Origin of the sequence: Vibrio sp. V23_P3S9T160 (assembly GCF_963886625.1) — a bacterium.
In the GTDB taxonomy this organism is placed as follows: domain Bacteria; phylum Pseudomonadota; class Gammaproteobacteria; order Enterobacterales; family Vibrionaceae; genus Vibrio; species Vibrio anguillarum.
In genome coordinates, this window is the sequence record NZ_CAWPDB010000125.1 from 1 (window position 1) to 16,615 (window position 16,615).

The window sequence follows — 16,615 nt, forward strand, 5'->3', positions numbered from 1 at the left end:
AAAAACACCTACCCATCTATTTCATGAAATCTTTTTTTAATTGATTTTCAAATAGATAGGAAAATTCGCTCCCCTGCCTAAATTCACAACTTAGTTGTCTTGATGTAAATATTGTGCCGTTTTGGCGTTATCTTCTGCCAGCCACTGCGCAACGTCTTTAGCAAAATAGGTTAAAATGCCGTCTGCCCCTGCGCGTTTAAAGCACAATAATGACTCCATTACGGTTTCACGTTCTTTAAGCCAACCATTTAAAATGGCTGCTTTATGCATCGCATATTCACCAGACACTTGATACGCAAACGTAGGAACTTGTAATTCAGATTTCACGCGGCGCACCACATCAAGGTATGGCATGCCGGGCTTCACCATCACCATGTCAGCCCCTTCATTGATATCCATCGCCACTTCGTGAATGGCTTCATCGCTGTTGGCCGGATCCATCTGATAGTTTTTCTTGTCTCCCCCTTTCAGGTTCGAAGAGGAACCAACCGCATCGCGGAATGGGCCGTAATAACATGACGCGTATTTCGCAGAGTAAGCCATGATCTGTGTGTGAATAAAACCCGCCTCTTCAAGCGCTTCGCGGATCTTACCAATTCGTCCATCCATCATATCGGAAGGGGCAACCACATCGGCACCGGCTGCAGCGTGAGACAGCGCTTGTTTGATCAACACCTCGGTGGTCTCATCATTCATCACATAGCCACTTTCATCGATGATGCCATCTTGGCCATGGGTCGTGAAAGGATCCAGCGCGACGTCGGTAATGACACCCATTTGTGGTATATGCTCTTTTAATAATTTCACCGCACGTTGCACTAAGCCGTCAGGATTATGCGCTTCAGCAGCACACAAACTTTTAGCATCTTGATTAACCACTGGAAAAAGTGCGATGGCTGGCACGCCGAGATTAGCCAAATACAGCGCTTCTTCGAGCATTAAGTCGATAGAGAGACGCTCAATACCAGGCATAGACTCCACTGGCTCGCGGCGATCTTTACCCATCAAAATAAACATGGGATAAATTAAATCATTAACCGATAACTGATTCTCAGCCATCAAACGGCGGCTAAAATCATGCTTGCGTAAGCGACGCATGCGACGCCCTGGGAACTGACCTTGAATGGATACTGACACTCTCTTCTCCTTGTTTATACGCGGTGTGAGAAAGCATTCTTTCTTCACTACCGCTATCGCTCAAGTGTGGCGAAATCATATCACTCTCGCTTTTTGACGCTAGCGCCAATCGACAAAAATCAGAAAAATGACCTCAGGCTCACACTTCCGTATACTGTTCTCCCATTCTCTGTTTATCGAGATACACCATGATTGACACTCACGCTCACATTTATGCCACTGAATTTGATCACGATCGAGATGAGGTCGTGCAACGCGCTAAGGCGCAAGGCATTGAGGCTATTTTGTTGCCCAATATCGATCTTGCCTCCATTGAGCCTATGCTTAAAACAGAAGCGGCTTACCCTGAACTTTGCCGATCGATGATGGGGCTGCACCCATGCTATGTAGATGGAAATGTGAAGCAAACGCTAGCGGTTATAGAATCTTGGCTAGATAAACACCCCTTTATCGCCATTGGTGAAATTGGCATTGATCTGTATTGGGACAAAACCTTTCAGGCCGAACAAGAGATGGCTTTCGTCACTCAACTTAATTGGGCCAAAGAGCGCGATTTGCCTGTTGTCATCCACACCCGTGATTCCATCACTCAAACTCTACAACTGCTGGAAAAAGAGCAAGATGGCTCACTTAGCGGTGTATTCCACTGTTTTGGCGGCACGCTTGAAGAAGCTAAAGCAATTAATGAGCTAGGGTTTCATCTTGGGATTGGTGGTGTATCAACGTTTAAAAATGGCGGTATGGATAAAGTATTACCGCATCTCGATATGAACTTTGTTCTGCTAGAAACAGATTGTCCCTATTTAGCCCCTGCCCCTCACAGAGGTAAGCGCAACGAACCAGCTTACACAACGCTAGTTGCCAAACGCATCGCAGAACTCACCGAACTCTCGTTGGTTGAAGTGAATAACATTACAAACACTAATGCTAACTCACTGTTTAAATTATAATTTATAAAACTATAGATAGAATGATATACACATCAACATGATCTATATCACAAAAATAGTTATGCAAACACTATAGTATGCGGCAAAATTTTAATACATAAACGTGGCTAATATGTGTGAACATGGTAATCACTTACAACGTCAACATCGAACCTTCTGGCAAAAACTTCTGGGCATCAAGGAAGTCTATCGATGCTCTCAGTGCGGTTATCTTTTGAAGATTAAATAGTCCACTATCATAGGTACAAAAAAAGCGGCTATTCGCCGCTTTTTTCATGTATTAATGACTTTCATCTTCCGGCTCTTCCTCATCTTTGCGCACATAAAAACGAGCAAAGAAAAGTCCAACCTCAAACAATAAACACATCGGAATGGCGAGCAAGGTTTGCGACACCATATCAGGCGGCGTCAGTAACATACCCACCACAAATGCACCCACCACGATATAAGGCCTTTTCTCACTCAAGGTTTTCGGCGTCGTCGCCCCCGTCCAACACAGTAAAATGATGGCGACGGGAACCTCAAAGGCGATACCAAAAGCGAAAAAGAGCGCAAGCACAAAATCGAGATAACTGGCAATGTCCGTTGCAAATTCAACACCGCCTAAAGAGATGGCCGTAAAAAAGCCAAACACCAGTGGAAATACCACAAAGTACGCAAACGCCACACCGCAATAGAACAACAATGAGCTTGAAAACATCAATGGCATGACTAAACGGCGTTCATGCTTATACAAACCTGGAGCGACAAAGGCCCAGATTTGATAAAGGATAAAAGGCACCGCGAGAAAGGCAGACGCGATCAAAGTAAGTTTGAGTGGCGTAAAAAAGGGCGAGGCAACATCGGTCGCAATCATCGTCGCCCCTTCAGGCAAACGCTCAACCAATGGTTTGGAGACAAAATCGTAGATGTCGCTAGAGAAATAGACTAAGCCGATAAAAATCACGATCACCGCAGCTATTGAACGCAATAAGCGATCGCGTAGCTCTAGCAAGTGAGTGATTAAAGGCTGTGTCTGCTCAACGGAAGACATATCGAACCTCGTATAAATAGAGCATAAGAGGAGGAGTTACAGTGGTAGCAATAACTCCTCCTACAGAGATGAGTCGGCTTTCTTATCGGCCGTTTCAGGCGACGAAATCGTTGTAGCGGGAATCACTTCAACGCTTTGTTCATCGCGCTCTGTTTTTGTTTCAGAGGGCGATGAGTTCGCATAAGGGCGTTGTACATCTTGCGCAGCCTGCTTGAGCTGATCCACAGAAGATTTCAGCTCTGGAGATAAATTTTCCATTCCCATTTGCTCTGCTTTACGCAAGTTTTCTTGCAGCTCTTGAATTTTGAGCTCATGTGCTAATTCATCTTTAACACTGTTCGCCATGTTCTTTGCTGTGCTAACAAATTTTGCCACACTGCGAATAGCATGAGGTAAACGCTCAGGGCCAAGAACGACCAACGCGACAACCGATATTAATACCAGCTCCCAAAAACCGATATCAAACACGTGTTAGGCCTGCTCTTTATCTTTTTTAGTCTCAGCAGTCGCTTCTGTCTTCTGCTGCTCTATATTTTTAGGTTCAAAATCTGCGTCTTTCTTGGCTGGCTCTTCATCGCTCATCGCCTTTTTGAACCCCTTAACCGCACCACCGAGATCGCTACCGATACCACGCAGTTTCTTGGTTCCAAATAGTAATACAACAATCACGGCAATAATTAGAAGTTGCCAAATACTGATACCACCCATTCTCTACACCTCAGGAATTTCTCAACAAATTGATTTCAAATAAAAGACCGCTTAACGACGGTAAGCACTCCAACTGAGTAGCCAAAATACAACACCTGCAATTGCACTGGTTATTGCAAACGGCTGATAAGCACTGGTCACTAATATCGCCGAGCATACGACCAAAGTGGCGCCAATACCAAATAAAAACTTTCCTGTTGCCTGTTGACGCTTACTGGCTCGATAACCTTGGTACAACTGATCCAACCTTTGGTTCATTGCTTTACCTTGTTTGAGGCTATCGTAAAGCAGCTCTGGCAATTCAGGTAATTTTTCAGCCCAAAGCGGAGCTCGCTCTTTTACTGCACGGATAAACGCTTGCGGCCCAACTTGGTTCATCATCCATTTTTCTAAAAATGGTTTAGCGGTTTGCCACAAATCCAATTGAGGATAAAGCTGACGCCCTAACCCTTCGACATACAATAGCGTTTTTTGCAACAAGACCAATTGCGGCTGCACTTCCATATTGAAGCGACGAGCCGTGTTAAACAAGTTTAGCAACACATGACCAAATGAGATTTCGCACAATGGCTTGGCAAAAATTGGCTCACAGACCACGCGAATAGCAAACTCAAATTCATCGATGTTGGTTTCACGTGGAACCCAACCAGAATCAACGTGCAATTGTGCTACTCGGCGGTAATCTCGGTTGAAAAAAGCTAAGAAGTTTTCGGCTAAATAACGTTTATCTTCACTGTTTAAGGTACCGACAATACCACAATCTAAGCCAATCCATTGTGGATTGTCAGGATGCGCGGGATTAACAAAGACATTGCCCGGGTGCATATCGGCATGGAAAAAACTGTCGCGGAACACTTGGGTAAAGAACACGCTCACCCCGCGTTCAGCAAGCAACTTCATATTAGTACCGTTGGCCGCTAAACCTTCAATATCAGAAACTTGAATGCCGTATATTCGCTCAGAAACCATGACAGTTTCATTACTAAAGTCAGGAATTATCTCTGGAATGTATAACTCTTCACTATTTTCAAAGTTACGACGCAGTTGAATGGCGTTGGCTGCTTCGCGGCGTAGGTCGAGTTCAGCAAGCAGAGTTTTTTCGTATTCACGTACCACTTCAACGGGCTTCAGTCGCCTTGCTTCAGGTAATGTTTTGGCAACAATTTTCGCCATACGATACATGAGTTTGATATCGGCATCAATCACTGGCCGAATATCTGGCCGAATCACCTTGAGTACGATTTCCCGGCCAGATGATTTGAGTTTGGCGGTATGGACTTGAGCAATCGATGCAGAAGCAAGTGGTTCAATATCAAATTCATCAAACCAAGTTTCTAAAGCGCCGCCCAACGCTTTTTCCATCTGAGTTTTAGCAAGTACACCATCAAACGGAGCGACTTTATCTTGCAGTAACGCAAGTTGGTCTGCGATGTGCGGCGGAAACAGGTCACGCCGCGTTGACATCATCTGACCAAACTTAATCCACACTGGACCAAGCTCTTGCAAGGCTAAGCGCAAGCGCTCACCTAATGGTTTGTCCGCATGCTGATTTTTAATCCAGAACAATCCTTTGCGCGCTAATATTGGCGCTTTGGTGAGTTGATGTTCTGGCAACAGTTCATCTAGACCATATTCCAATTGTACCTTGATAATTCGGTACAACCGCTTGAGTTCAGTTGGCGTCATGCTTGCTCCAACAAGTGTTGAATTTTGGCTTCGATACGCGCCGCTTGGCTATTGAGATCATCCACTTGGTCACAAAAATAGGCCACCTCGAGCGAGCTAGGTAATAAACGCCACTCTTCCGTTAACACTTGGCTGAGGTGGTTTTGATGCTTGCTTCGTTGTGATTGCAGCGCTTGGCCTATGTCTTTCACACCCTGCACTAAAGCGTGAGCCAGCACATCGCCCGTCAGGCGTGACAACCACTCTTCAACATCCGGCTTGCAATCGGTGATCAACTGGGCAAATTTTTGCGCCAGTTGAATATCGCCCTCCAACACCAACTTATCTTGTTTGATCAGTTGGGTGATGTTCGCTTGCTCACGTAGCTCGGGCAAAATGGAAACATTGAGCGACAGGTAGCAATTCGACTCGCCTTCGTAAGCCGCTAACACATCAATTTGCTGGCTAAAAATGAAGGTCAGCGTTTTATTGAACTCTTTGAGATGCACTTGGATGACTTGCCCTTTCAGGCGTGATAATCGGCGCACCAATTCAGGATCGTCTTGAATTAAGGTGTTGAGTGTGGTCTCAATCGCGGCGGTAACTAAAGGCTCAAACGGCATGCCCAATCCTTAGAATTTGTAACCACGGTGCAGCGCAACAATACCGCCCGTTAAGTTGTAGTAACTCGTTTGTTCAAAACCAACCTGATCCATCATCCCTTTTAAGGTTTCTTGATCGGGATGCATGCGGATAGATTCCGCAAGATAGCGGTAGCTGTCGGCATCATTGGCAATGATTTGGCCCATTTTCGGCAATAGATGGAACGAATACGCATCGTATACTTTGGATAATGGCTCAAGCACTGGCTTGGAGAACTCAAGTACCAACAAACGACCACCCGGTTTTAAAACGCGGAACATCGAGCTCAGCGCTTTATCTTTATCGGTTACATTACGCAGGCAAAAACTGATGGTAATGCAGTCGAAATAGTTATCAGGAAAAGGCAGTTCTTCGGCATTGGCTTGCACGTAATGTACGTTGCCCACTACACCTTTATCACGCAATTTATCGCGTCCGACATTGAGCATCGAGTTGTTGATATCAGCCAGAATAACATGACCTTTTTCGCCCACAATGCGTGAAAATTTGGCGGTGAGATCGCCCGTACCACCACCAAGATCCAAAATACGTTGGCCCGGGCGAGCGCCACTGCAATCAATGGTAAAACGCTTCCATAAGCGATGAATGCCACCAGACATCAGGTCATTCATCATGTCGTATTTGGCCGCAACCGAGTGAAAAACTTGCGCGACTTTGGCGACTTTTTCTTCTTTCGCTACGGTTTCAAAACCAAAGTGAGTGGTATTTTGTGTCTCTAATGCTGTTTTTGATTGCACGCTGGTATCCGTCATGAAGGTTCCTCTTGGGCAGCACTGTTTTGTTAAAGGCGACTGCGAGCGATCAGTTTACTTTATCCTCAGCGTGATGTCTTTCTACTAAAGGTGCATTTTCCACCGCACTGTCTGCCCATGCCTCATTTTGTGCTTGTTCGACCCATTCACTGTTTATGGAACGTTTTATCTCGACGCCAAGTTGTTTAAAACTTTCGGCTTGACGCAGTGCGTTGCCACGCCCTGTCGCGAGCTTATTCATCGCCCCTTGATAGTTTTGGTTTGCACGGTCTAACGCGCCGCCAAGCCCTTCCATATCCTCCATAAACAAGCGTAATTTATCGTACAATTTGCTGGCCCGCTCAGCGATCAACTTCGCGTTCTGGTTTTGTCGATCATTGCGCCATAAATTATCGATCGTACGCAGCGCAACCAACAAGGTGGTTGGGCTAACCAGCAAAATATTTTGCTCCATCGCCTCTTTTACCAAGCTGGGATCAGCTTGAATCGCCACTTGAAATGCAGGTTCGACAGGAATAAACATCAGCACGTAATCCAAACTTTGTAGCCCTTTGAGTTGATGATAATCTTTCTGACCGAGTCCTTTTATATGGGCGCGCAGCGCAAGTAAATGCTCACTTAATGCGCGAGCACTTTCACTTTCAGTTTGAGCATGGAAATAACGCTCATAAGCCACCAGCGCCATTTTCGAGTCAATCACCACCTGTTTGTCGTGTGGCAAATTGACGATCACATCCGGTTGATAGCGCTTACCAGCCTCGTTTTGCAAACTGACTTGAGTGTGATATTCGTGCCCTTCACGCAGGCCCGATTCGGTCAGCACCCGCGCGAGAACCACTTCGCCCCAATTGCCTTGCTGTTTATTGTCACCTTTCAGCGCTTGGGTCAAATTGAGTGCCTCTTGCGCCATCTGTTCATTGAGGCGTTGTAAGTTTTTCAATTCATGAACCAACGTATGGCGCTCTTTCGCTTCATGATTGAAGCTGTCATTGACCTGCTTTTTAAACCCTTCGAGCTGCTCTTTCAGTGGAGAAAGTAGCCCTTCCAAACTTTGACGGTTCTGCTGATCCACTTTCGCGGTTTTGACTTCAAATAACTGATTGGCTAGCTGCTCAAACTGCTGCTTTAGGCGTTCCTCAGCGTGTTCAAGTAACTGTAGTTTTTCTTGGCTCGATTGAATTTGCTGTTCATGCCGTGCTTCTTGCTCACGCAGTTGAGCCTCAAGTTGCGATTTCAGCTCACGCAGAGCATGCGCATCTTCCATGCTCTGTTGCCGCTCTTGCTTAACCACTTCGAAATAGCGCAGCTTTTCCATCGCGGCCATGAATTTCCCGTGCGATTGCTTAAGCTCAAATGCGGCTTTATCTCGTTCTTCATCCAGCTCATCCAACTCTTGTCGCGCCTGCTGCAAAGCTTGTTTGAGTTCGATTATCTGCTGCTGATGATGGGCTTGATGAGTCTCTAACTGCTGTTGTAATAGCTCACTTTTCAAATTGAGCTTCTGCTTAACCCACCAGCCAGCCACTGAGCCGCTCAGCACGGCGCTGCCTAACGTTGAAAGCACTAACGCTTGATTTTCGATAATCCATTGCATGATAACGGGTTAACTCATTTTATCAGTCATGGACAAATGGTATTTCGATACTGGATAAATGTCCAGTTTGTACAACTTCAAAGCAAACGATAAACTGACATCATTAAGCAACATTTGGACAACATCTGTTCTTTTTCTAGCCACCTGCCCTTAATCGCACAGTAGTGGTTTAGTCACTAAAAATGAGGCCATATGAACGAGCGACGCGCATTGGGATTTGGGTTATTGGCAGTATTATTGTGGTCAACGGTTGCCACGGCTTTCAAACTTACGCTGGCTGAATTTACGCCGATCCAGATGCTGACGGTTGCGAGTGCTGTCTCTGGATGCATACTGCTGGGCATTTGCGCGCAACAAAGCAAACTCAACCAAGTGGTGAGTACCTTTCTCGCTAACCCTTGGTATTACTTGTTATTGGGCTTAATTAATCCTCTCGCATACTACCTCATTCTGTTTAAGGCCTACTCACTGCTGCCCGCCTCTCAAGCGCAAGCGATCAACTACAGTTGGGCCATCACCCTGACACTGATGGCCGCTGTATTTTTAGGACAAACCATTCGTAAACAAGACTGGATAGCGTGTGCACTGAGCTATTTTGGAGTGATAGTTATCGCGACTAAAGGTGATATTTTGGCCATGCAGTTTGATAGCCCGTTGGGTGTTGGGCTAGCGCTTTTATCCACTTTGCTTTGGGCAGGATACTGGATTTTAAATACCAAAAACCAAGCGGATCCTGTTGTTGGCGTACTACTCGGCTTCTTAGTCGCGACTCCGCTTGCTTTTGTGCTTAGTTATTATGAAGGAGCACAATGGCAGCACATTAGCCTTCAAGGATGGGCAGCTGTCACTTATGTCGGCTTGTTTGAAATGGGGATCACCTTTGTTTTGTGGCTGAGCGCTCTCAAACTAACGCAAAACACCGCCCGCATCAGCAACCTAATCTTTGCCTCCCCATTTATCTCGCTCATTCTGCTAGCAACGATTATCGGGGAAGCCATTCACCCGACAACACTAATCGGTTTGATATTTATTATGTTGGGATTATTAGTACAGCAAATGAAGCGAAAAAAAGCACTGCCAACCCTCAATGAAGGCTAAATTGTGGCTCTGTTGTGCTGATCAGCTCTGCTATACTGATACACTGCGATAGCTATCGCAGTAAGTAACGAAGTGTGACGATGATGAATAAAGAACCTAACAACCTGCTCCCGAGCTTACAGGAGTTTTTAGACAGCCTTGATGAGCATGTTTGGTTAAAAGATCTGAACGGCGTGTATGTACTGTGTAACAAGGCTGTAGAACAAGCTTGGAACAAAAAAAAGTCACATATTGTTGGTAGCACAGATGAGCAACTTTTTGGCGCTGAACTTGCTCAGAAATTCATCGAAGCAGATCAATGGGTTGTAGACCAAAAACGACCTTTAGTAACCGACCGCTGCTCGCAACTTACCTCCAACGAACAACAGCACTGGTACGAAACAAGCAAATCCCCGGTTTATTCTACTGATGGGCATACCTTGCTTGGCGTGCTCGGCATGACTAGAGATATCTCCCGCTATCGCCAACTCGAAAACCAACTCAACCTCACAACACAAATATTTAATCATTCACGTGAAGGCGTCGTGATCACGGATGCACAAGCCAACATCATCAGCGTCAATGTTGCCTTTAGTGCCATTACGGGGTACCAAGCAGAAGAAGTGCTAGGTAACAACCCGCGCATTCTACAGTCGGGTTATCATGATGCCTCCTTTTACCAGCAGATATGGCAAACCATCCGCGATAAAAAGCCGTGGAAAGGTGAATTTGTTAATCGACGCAAAAACGGTAGCCTCTATCCTCAGTTATCGACCATTACTCCGGTATTTGATAATGAACTAGAAGTGGTCAATTACATTTGTGTTTTTGAAGATATTTCCCTTCGCCGCGAGCACGAAGAAACCATCAAACAGTTGGCGCATTTTGATGTATTGACGACGCTACCCAACCGAACAACCGCTCTACGAGAAATGGCAGTACAAATCAAACATAGCCAAAAGATTGGGGAGTCATTCGCCATACTGTTTTTAGATATCGACCACTTTAAGCATATTAATGACAGCTTTGGCCACTATAGTGGCGATCAGGCACTTATTGAGATTGCCAATCGCCTTAAAACCTGCTTGACCGATACGGATCACCTTGCACGAATTGGTAGTGATGAATTTGTAATATTATTAACCCACCTTGCTCAAGATAGTCACTTAAGCCCCATTATCTCTAAGATTTTTTCGATTTTTGAACAGCATATTGTGCTCGGGGAGGAGTCATTACGTTTATCGACAAGTATCGGTGTGGCAATCTACCCACAAGATGGTGAGACACCAGAAGCATTATTAAAAAATGCTGACACAGCCATGTATCAAGCGAAAAAAAATGGCCGCAATGGTTATGCGTTCTACTCACCAGAACTGACTGACATAGCCTTAACGCAAATCCGCTTGCAATCAGCACTATACCAAGCGCTGGAGCATGACCAATTTTATCTCGTCTATCAGCCCCAATTTGAACTAAGCAGTAACAAATTGCTCGGTTTTGAAGCCCTGATTCGTTGGCAACACCCTCAACTTGGTCAAATTTCTCCCGCCGAATTTATTCCGATTGCCGAAAAATCTGGCCTCATTACTTCAATTGGAGAGTGGGTACTGCGTACGGCCTGCGAACAAGGAAAAAAATGGTTCGATGATGGATATCATATCGATACTTTGGCTATTAATATTTCAACCATTCAGCTTAAGCAAGCTAACTTTCTTAGTAAACTGAAGGCAATTTTAGCGCACTCACAATTCCCCGCATGTAAGTTAGAACTCGAGATCACTGAAGGCTTTCTAATTGAAAACCAACAAAAAGCGATTCATGACCTGCAAAAAATTGTCGAACAAGGCATTCGTATCGCATTAGATGATTTTGGAACGGGCTACTCATCACTATCGTATTTAAAAGGCTTACCGCTGCAGAAGCTTAAAATCGATCGCTCCTTTATTCACGACATACCCGACAACTCGGAAAGTAACGCCATTGTTGCCGCCGTTGTGGCCATGGGAAAAAGTCTGTCACTCAACATTACAGCCGAAGGTATTGAAGATGAACAGCAACGTCATTACCTTAACAGCATTGGTTGCCAATTCGGTCAAGGATATTATTTAGGCAGGCCGGTTGGTGTTAAAGAAGCAACCGAGTTACTAAAGCAGCACCAAAACCCATAATGGGAGTATTTTAGTACCATAAGGACCAAGGTGTGCGGAATTACACCCACTGTCCGGCGACATAGCCGCTTGACCAACACCATTGGAAATTATAGCCGCCAAGCCAGCCCGTTACATCCATTACCTCACCAATAAAATAGAGGCCAGGAACCGATTTGCATTCCATGGTTTTCGATGAGAGGCAATCGGTGTCTACGCCACCTAATGTGACTTCGGCTGTGCGATAACCTTCAGTACCATTGGGAAGAATCGGCCAATGTTGTAAATCGTGTGCGATAGCGGTTATTTCGTGTGGGTTTAACTGTTTGAGCGGTTTATCGACAAAAGCTTTACGCTCAATCAGCACTTCAACCAAACGCTTAGGCAGTACTTTTGCGAGTGTGTTTTTTAAGCTTTGATTTGGGTGTGCTTCACGTGATTCATTCAATAGCCGCTCGATGTCTACTTCCGGCACTAAGTTGATACTGACCTTCTGCCCCGCTTTCCAGTAAGAAGAAATTTGCAACACCGCCGGCCCAGATAAACCACGATGAGTAAACAGCAGTGCTTCTTTAAACACAGTGCCATCTTCAGTAGTGATTTCAGTTGGAATGGCAATGCCGGCCAGTTCGGCGAAATCTTCTTTATCTTGTTTATGCAGTGTAAAAGGCACGAGCCCGGCCGTGGTTGGGATCACCGCCAGTCCAAACTGCTCTGCAATTTTGTAACCAAAAGGAGTCGCACCAAGCTTGGGCATCGACAAGCCACCCGTTGCGACCACCAGTGACTGGCACTCGATCGGCCCGTCATTGGTGGTGAGCTGAAAGCCGTTTGGCACCTTCTCTATCGATTGAATCTCGACTTGATAACGCTGCTTGACCGTCGGTAAATCGCACTCTTTTAGCAACATATTGACGATGTCCTTCGCCGAATCAAGGCAAAAGAGCTGGCCATGATCGCGCTCTTCAAACGCAATATTGTATTTACTGACCAGCGAGATAAAGTCCCACTGGCTGTACTGCGATAACGCTGATTTAACGAAATGGGGATTGCGGCATAAATAGTTGGCGGCCGATAGTTCATAATTGGTGAAATTACAGCGACCGCCACCTGAGATCAAAATTTTACGGCCAGGCTTTTTGGCATGATCGAGAACGCATACGCTGCGCCCGCGCAGGCCAGCTTGCGCGGCGCACATTAGCCCGGCGGCGCCAGCACCAATAACGACAACATCAAACGACTGACTCATGCTTTCACCTTCATTTAACTAGACGCACATAGACGCACACGCACCTAATGACAAACAAAAAGGATGCAGCGCTGGTGGCGTACATCCTTATCAATGGGGGACATTTTAACGACTAATTGAGTGAAGACAAGGTTAATCCACCAGCGACGGTATTAGACGAGCTGCTCGGCAAGCTCGCGCCCTTTTCCGCGAACGGCGTCAATTGTTTCAGCAAATGTGGCAGAGATTGCCAGCACACGAGCATCTGGGTGCTCAGCCAGAAATAAGCGTTTTTCTTTTTCGGTCAGGATGTCCCATTGATGGTGGATATCACGGGCAAAATGCAATACACGGGCAAGTTTTGGTGAAAGCTGCGCTTTTTCTGGCTGCGCAGAGTAGGCGATCGCATCGACCATCTCATCAGGAAACTTCCAAGCTTTGGCTAGCTTCGCCCCCAGTACATTCGCATCGGTATGGATGATTTGCTGTTGTGCTTCTAGTTCAACTTCACCAGCATCAACACAAAGGCGAATTTTCAACGCTTCTTGCGGCGCTAATGTGTGGATCATCAATTGGCCAATGTTGTGCAATATTCCGGTAGTAAAAACGCTATTGGCATCGAGTTTACAAGCGGCCCCCAGTTTGCTGGCGATAATGGCAATTTCAAAGGTATCGGACCAATATTGCTGCAGATCCAAGGTTTCAATTTTAGGAAAAGCGCTGGATAATACCGATGCCACCACCATAGTTCTCACCGAGCCACTTCCGACACGAATCACCGCATCATTGATAGAGGCCACTGTGCGGCTTCCGCCAAAATGTGCCGAATTTGCAAGGCGAAGCAGCCGCGCACTCAACACTTGTTCCATGGCAATTTTTTTTGTGAGCGCACCAAAATCGACCTCTTCCTTATTAACCATTTCGAGTAGTTCTTGTAATACTTGTTGAATACGAGGTAACTCATTCAAACGTGCGAGCAGTGCTTTTTCATCCATTATTTTTCTCCTTTCGATTGCTCTTGCTAATAATAGTCGCCGCACAATGAAGATGCATAATAGTGAAGAAATAAGTCGATGACTTTATACAGACGATAAAAAAGGAGCACGATAGCTCCTTTAATCAATACAATGACTGGCTCAGTTATACGATACAAGCCGCGAAGGTTGTCACCGCCAGCAATGACATCGACAAGATAAACAGCGCTCTAACGCGATCACACTTGCCCGTAAATAGGGGATCGTGGTGATGGTGATACTCTTTACCTTTCAAATAATGGAAAAGACGAACCTGCTTGGTGACATTACCGTGAGTGGTAAAAAAGCCACCGCCATCCACTTGTTGATAAAGCAATGGATGAGCTTCACGCATGATGTAAATAAGTGAGCGTAGCGCCGTAAGATACCTGACTAGGTTAACCCCAGTGACCAGCATTAGCGCAAATAAAATTGTATCTCCAGTGATCATCTTTTCCTCCCTACACCTTTGCATAGAACCCAAAGAAAAAGACGATCGCTTCATACTCTTTCTGCTGCGATTACACAGCTTGGGTATCCATTACAGAAGATGAGCCGGCTTTTGCCATTGCGGCTAGGTCTTTGTCGATGAAGAACAGCGCCTTACCATCATCACCCACAAGCTCTAGCTTATCTAAAATCCCTTTAAACAACTTCTCTTCTTCATGTTGCTCCGCAACGTACCACTGAAGGAAGTTAAACGTTGAGTAGTCTTGAGATGTGAACGCCGCATGAGCGAGTTTATTAATCTGCTGAGTAATCATCTGCTCATGTTGATAAGTTTCGCGAAACACTTCACCAAGGCTCGTAAACTTATGTTTTGGCGCTGCGATCGCACCAAGGATAGGCAGTGCACCCGTTTCACTCACGTAGGTGAATAAACGCTGCATGTGCTGCATTTCTTCTACGGCATGAGCGCGTAAAAACTCGGCAGCACCTTCAAATCCTTTATCTTCACACCAAGCACTCATTTGTAAGTATAGATTGGATGAAAAAAATTCCAGATTAATTTGTTCATTCAGTTTTTCAACCATAGCTTGTGACAACATGTCGACTCCTAGTTTATGTAACGATTTGAATTGACTATACCATGAACCTCACCATAACACTTTGAGTCAGGTATGCGGATATGAGATCACGGCGACAAAAAACTCTCGGCCTCAGTGCTAATCTTTAATCAGTACCCCATCAGGAGATAATACAATGAGTTATCAACATATTTTGGTTGCCATTGATCTTTCAGAAGACAGTAAACTCTTAGTCGACAAAGCTGTTGCACTGGCAAAACCACTCGATGCTGACGTTTCTTTCATTCACATTGATGTCAACTATGCCGAGCTGTATACCGGACTCATTGATATCAATTTAGCAGAAACTCAACATCACGCGATGGAAGCGTCACAAAAACAGCTGCAAGCCTTAGCGGAACACGCGCAATACCCTATCCGCCATACACTAGTAGGCAGCGGTGACCTCAGTAATGAGCTATGCGAAACTATCGCTGAATTCAGTGTTGATTTGGTGGTCTGCGGTCATCATCAAGATTTTTGGAGCAAGTTACTCTCATCCACTCGGCAACTGATTAACTGTTCGCCAGTCGACATGCTTGTAATACCACTTCACGACTGACGACAAGCCAAAACTCGGTTAGACTGCGGGTTATTTACTGTTCAGCGTTGTTTGTTATGGCCTATCTCTCTGCAGTCACCCTGCTTTGGGCATTTTCATTTAGCTTGATCGGCGTTTATCTCGCCGGTCAAGTTGATTCTTGGTTCGCGGTTTGGATGCGCGTTGCATTGGCGAGCTTAGTATTTCTACCTTTGATCAGGTTTAAAACCGTTCCCGCTCCGTTGATCGCTAAGTTGATGACCATTGGTGGAATTCAACTGGGCCTGATGTACTGTTTCTACTATCAATCATTTTTACTGCTATCGGTTCCTGAAGTTTTGCTGTTTACGGTGTTTACGCCAATCTACGTCACGCTGATCTACGATCTACTGAAAGGTCGCTTTTCTCCGTGGTACTTAGTGACGGCGGCCATTGCCGTAATCGGTGCCGTTTTTATTAAATTTGCGGCAATAAACGAGCACTTTTTGCTCGGTTTTTTGGTGGTGCAAGGGGCTAACCTCTGTTTTGCTATCGGCCAAGTGGCTTATAAATACGTCATGGAAAAAGAGACCATCGCTTTAGCGCAACACAGTGTATTCGGTTACTTCTACTTAGGAGCATTGGTGGTGGCAAGCGTGGCATTTTTGCTGTTTGGTAATAGTGAAAAACTGCCCACGACCTCTCTGCAATGGGGTATTTTGATCTACTTAGGGGTAATTGCTTCTGGGCTTGGTTACTTTGTGTGGAACAAAGGAGCCTGTTTAGTCAATGCCGGCGCACTAGCGATTATGAATAATGCGCTGGTTCCCGCCGGATTAGTGGTGAACATTCTGATTTGGAATCGCGACGTAGATTTAATGCGCCTTGCAATTGGCGGCGTGATCATTTTGCTCTCACTGTGGGTCAATGAAGCTTGGGTAAAACACAAAGTCGCTGCCAGCCGTACTCATTGAATCAGGTTGAACGCTGAAAACAACAAAGCCCGCTATCATCGCGGGCTTTGTTGTTGAAAAAGAGGCTTAACGTGGCTCGGGTTAACT

General features: G+C 45.5%; 17 protein-coding genes. 5 read left to right on the forward strand and 12 right to left on the reverse strand.

Annotated elements, in window-relative coordinates:
• Positions 1-90: 90 nt before the first annotated feature.
• Entirely contained in the window at positions 91-1,137 is a 1,047-nt protein-coding gene (gene hemB, locus AACU59_RS09695) for a porphobilinogen synthase (RefSeq protein ID WP_026028265.1), read from the reverse strand.
• A 188-nt stretch (positions 1,138-1,325) separates the two neighbouring features.
• Here hemB and AACU59_RS09700 point away from each other — a divergent pair, with 188 nt between their 5' ends.
• Entirely contained in the window at positions 1,326-2,087 is a 762-nt protein-coding gene (locus tag AACU59_RS09700) for a TatD family hydrolase (RefSeq protein WP_094145536.1), read from the forward strand.
• A 280-nt stretch (positions 2,088-2,367) separates the two neighbouring features.
• Here AACU59_RS09700 and tatC read toward each other — a convergent pair whose 3' ends face one another.
• From tatC to rmuC, 7 genes are read right to left on the reverse strand one after another with little or no spacing between them, the layout of a single operon-like run.
• Positions 2,368-3,120 carry a twin-arginine translocase subunit TatC gene (gene tatC, locus AACU59_RS09705; RefSeq protein WP_094145084.1) on the reverse strand — a complete coding sequence of 251 codons (753 nt, stop codon included), beginning with the start codon at positions 3,118-3,120 and terminating at the stop codon, positions 2,368-2,370.
• Between the two features lie 60 nt (positions 3,121-3,180).
• Positions 3,181-3,588 carry a Sec-independent protein translocase protein TatB gene (tatB, locus tag AACU59_RS09710; protein WP_010319842.1) on the reverse strand — a complete coding sequence of 136 codons (408 nt, stop codon included), beginning with the start codon at positions 3,586-3,588 and terminating at the stop codon, positions 3,181-3,183.
• A gap of 3 nt (positions 3,589-3,591) precedes the next feature.
• Entirely contained in the window at positions 3,592-3,828 is a 237-nt protein-coding gene (tatA, locus tag AACU59_RS09715) for a Sec-independent protein translocase subunit TatA (protein ID WP_010319841.1), read from the reverse strand.
• A 51-nt stretch (positions 3,829-3,879) separates the two neighbouring features.
• Positions 3,880-5,514, reverse strand: a complete 1,635-nt coding sequence (gene ubiB, locus AACU59_RS09720) for a ubiquinone biosynthesis regulatory protein kinase UbiB (protein ID WP_094145083.1) — start codon at positions 5,512-5,514, stop codon at positions 3,880-3,882.
• Positions 5,511-6,116 carry a ubiquinone biosynthesis accessory factor UbiJ gene (locus tag AACU59_RS09725; RefSeq protein WP_047690304.1) on the reverse strand — a complete coding sequence of 202 codons (606 nt, stop codon included), beginning with the start codon at positions 6,114-6,116 and terminating at the stop codon, positions 5,511-5,513. The genes ubiB and AACU59_RS09725 overlap by 4 nt, the downstream gene beginning before the upstream one ends.
• Positions 6,117-6,125: 9 nt before the next feature.
• Positions 6,126-6,908, reverse strand: coding sequence for a bifunctional demethylmenaquinone methyltransferase/2-methoxy-6-polyprenyl-1,4-benzoquinol methylase UbiE (gene ubiE / locus AACU59_RS09730; protein WP_010319838.1), 783 nt, complete (start codon positions 6,906-6,908; stop codon positions 6,126-6,128).
• A gap of 49 nt (positions 6,909-6,957) precedes the next feature.
• Positions 6,958-8,502 carry a DNA recombination protein RmuC gene (gene rmuC / locus AACU59_RS09735; RefSeq protein WP_094124719.1) on the reverse strand — a complete coding sequence of 515 codons (1,545 nt, stop codon included), beginning with the start codon at positions 8,500-8,502 and terminating at the stop codon, positions 6,958-6,960.
• A 192-nt stretch (positions 8,503-8,694) separates the two neighbouring features.
• On the opposite strand from rmuC, the gene AACU59_RS09740 reads away from it, so the two are divergent.
• Both AACU59_RS09740 and AACU59_RS09745 read left to right on the forward strand, forming a co-directional pair.
• Positions 8,695-9,600 carry a DMT family transporter gene (locus tag AACU59_RS09740; RefSeq protein WP_094124720.1) on the forward strand — a complete coding sequence of 302 codons (906 nt, stop codon included), beginning with the start codon at positions 8,695-8,697 and terminating at the stop codon, positions 9,598-9,600.
• 80 nt (positions 9,601-9,680) lie between these two features.
• Positions 9,681-11,747: a sensor domain-containing protein gene (locus tag AACU59_RS09745; protein WP_094124721.1), complete on the forward strand. Its 2,067-nt coding sequence runs from the start codon at positions 9,681-9,683 to the stop codon at positions 11,745-11,747.
• Positions 11,748-11,787: 40 nt separating this feature from the next.
• On the opposite strand, the gene AACU59_RS09750 is transcribed toward AACU59_RS09745, so the two are convergent.
• The 4 genes from AACU59_RS09750 to ftnA all read right to left on the reverse strand — a co-directional run bounded on the left by AACU59_RS09750 (position 11,788) and on the right by ftnA (position 15,016).
• Entirely contained in the window at positions 11,788-12,975 is a 1,188-nt protein-coding gene (locus tag AACU59_RS09750) for an NAD(P)/FAD-dependent oxidoreductase (RefSeq protein WP_094145082.1), read from the reverse strand.
• Positions 12,976-13,127: 152 nt separating this feature from the next.
• Positions 13,128-13,949, reverse strand: a complete 822-nt coding sequence (locus tag AACU59_RS09755; RefSeq protein WP_176428300.1) for an HDOD domain-containing protein — start codon at positions 13,947-13,949, stop codon at positions 13,128-13,130.
• Between the two features lie 145 nt (positions 13,950-14,094).
• Positions 14,095-14,418, reverse strand: a complete 324-nt coding sequence (gene uspB, locus AACU59_RS09760; protein ID WP_010319583.1) for a universal stress protein UspB — start codon at positions 14,416-14,418, stop codon at positions 14,095-14,097.
• Positions 14,419-14,488: 70 nt separating this feature from the next.
• Positions 14,489-15,016: a non-heme ferritin gene (gene ftnA, locus AACU59_RS09765; protein WP_013855622.1), complete on the reverse strand. Its 528-nt coding sequence runs from the start codon at positions 15,014-15,016 to the stop codon at positions 14,489-14,491.
• Between the two features lie 154 nt (positions 15,017-15,170).
• Here ftnA and AACU59_RS09770 point away from each other — a divergent pair, with 154 nt between their 5' ends.
• Both AACU59_RS09770 and AACU59_RS09775 read left to right on the forward strand, forming a co-directional pair.
• On the forward strand, positions 15,171-15,596 hold the full coding sequence (locus AACU59_RS09770; RefSeq protein ID WP_010319581.1) for a universal stress protein: 426 nt from the start codon (positions 15,171-15,173) through the stop codon (positions 15,594-15,596).
• A 56-nt stretch (positions 15,597-15,652) separates the two neighbouring features.
• Complete coding sequence (locus tag AACU59_RS09775) at positions 15,653-16,528, forward strand: carboxylate/amino acid/amine transporter (protein ID WP_094145081.1); 876 nt, start codon at positions 15,653-15,655, stop codon at positions 16,526-16,528.
• Positions 16,529-16,615 lie beyond the last annotated feature (87 nt).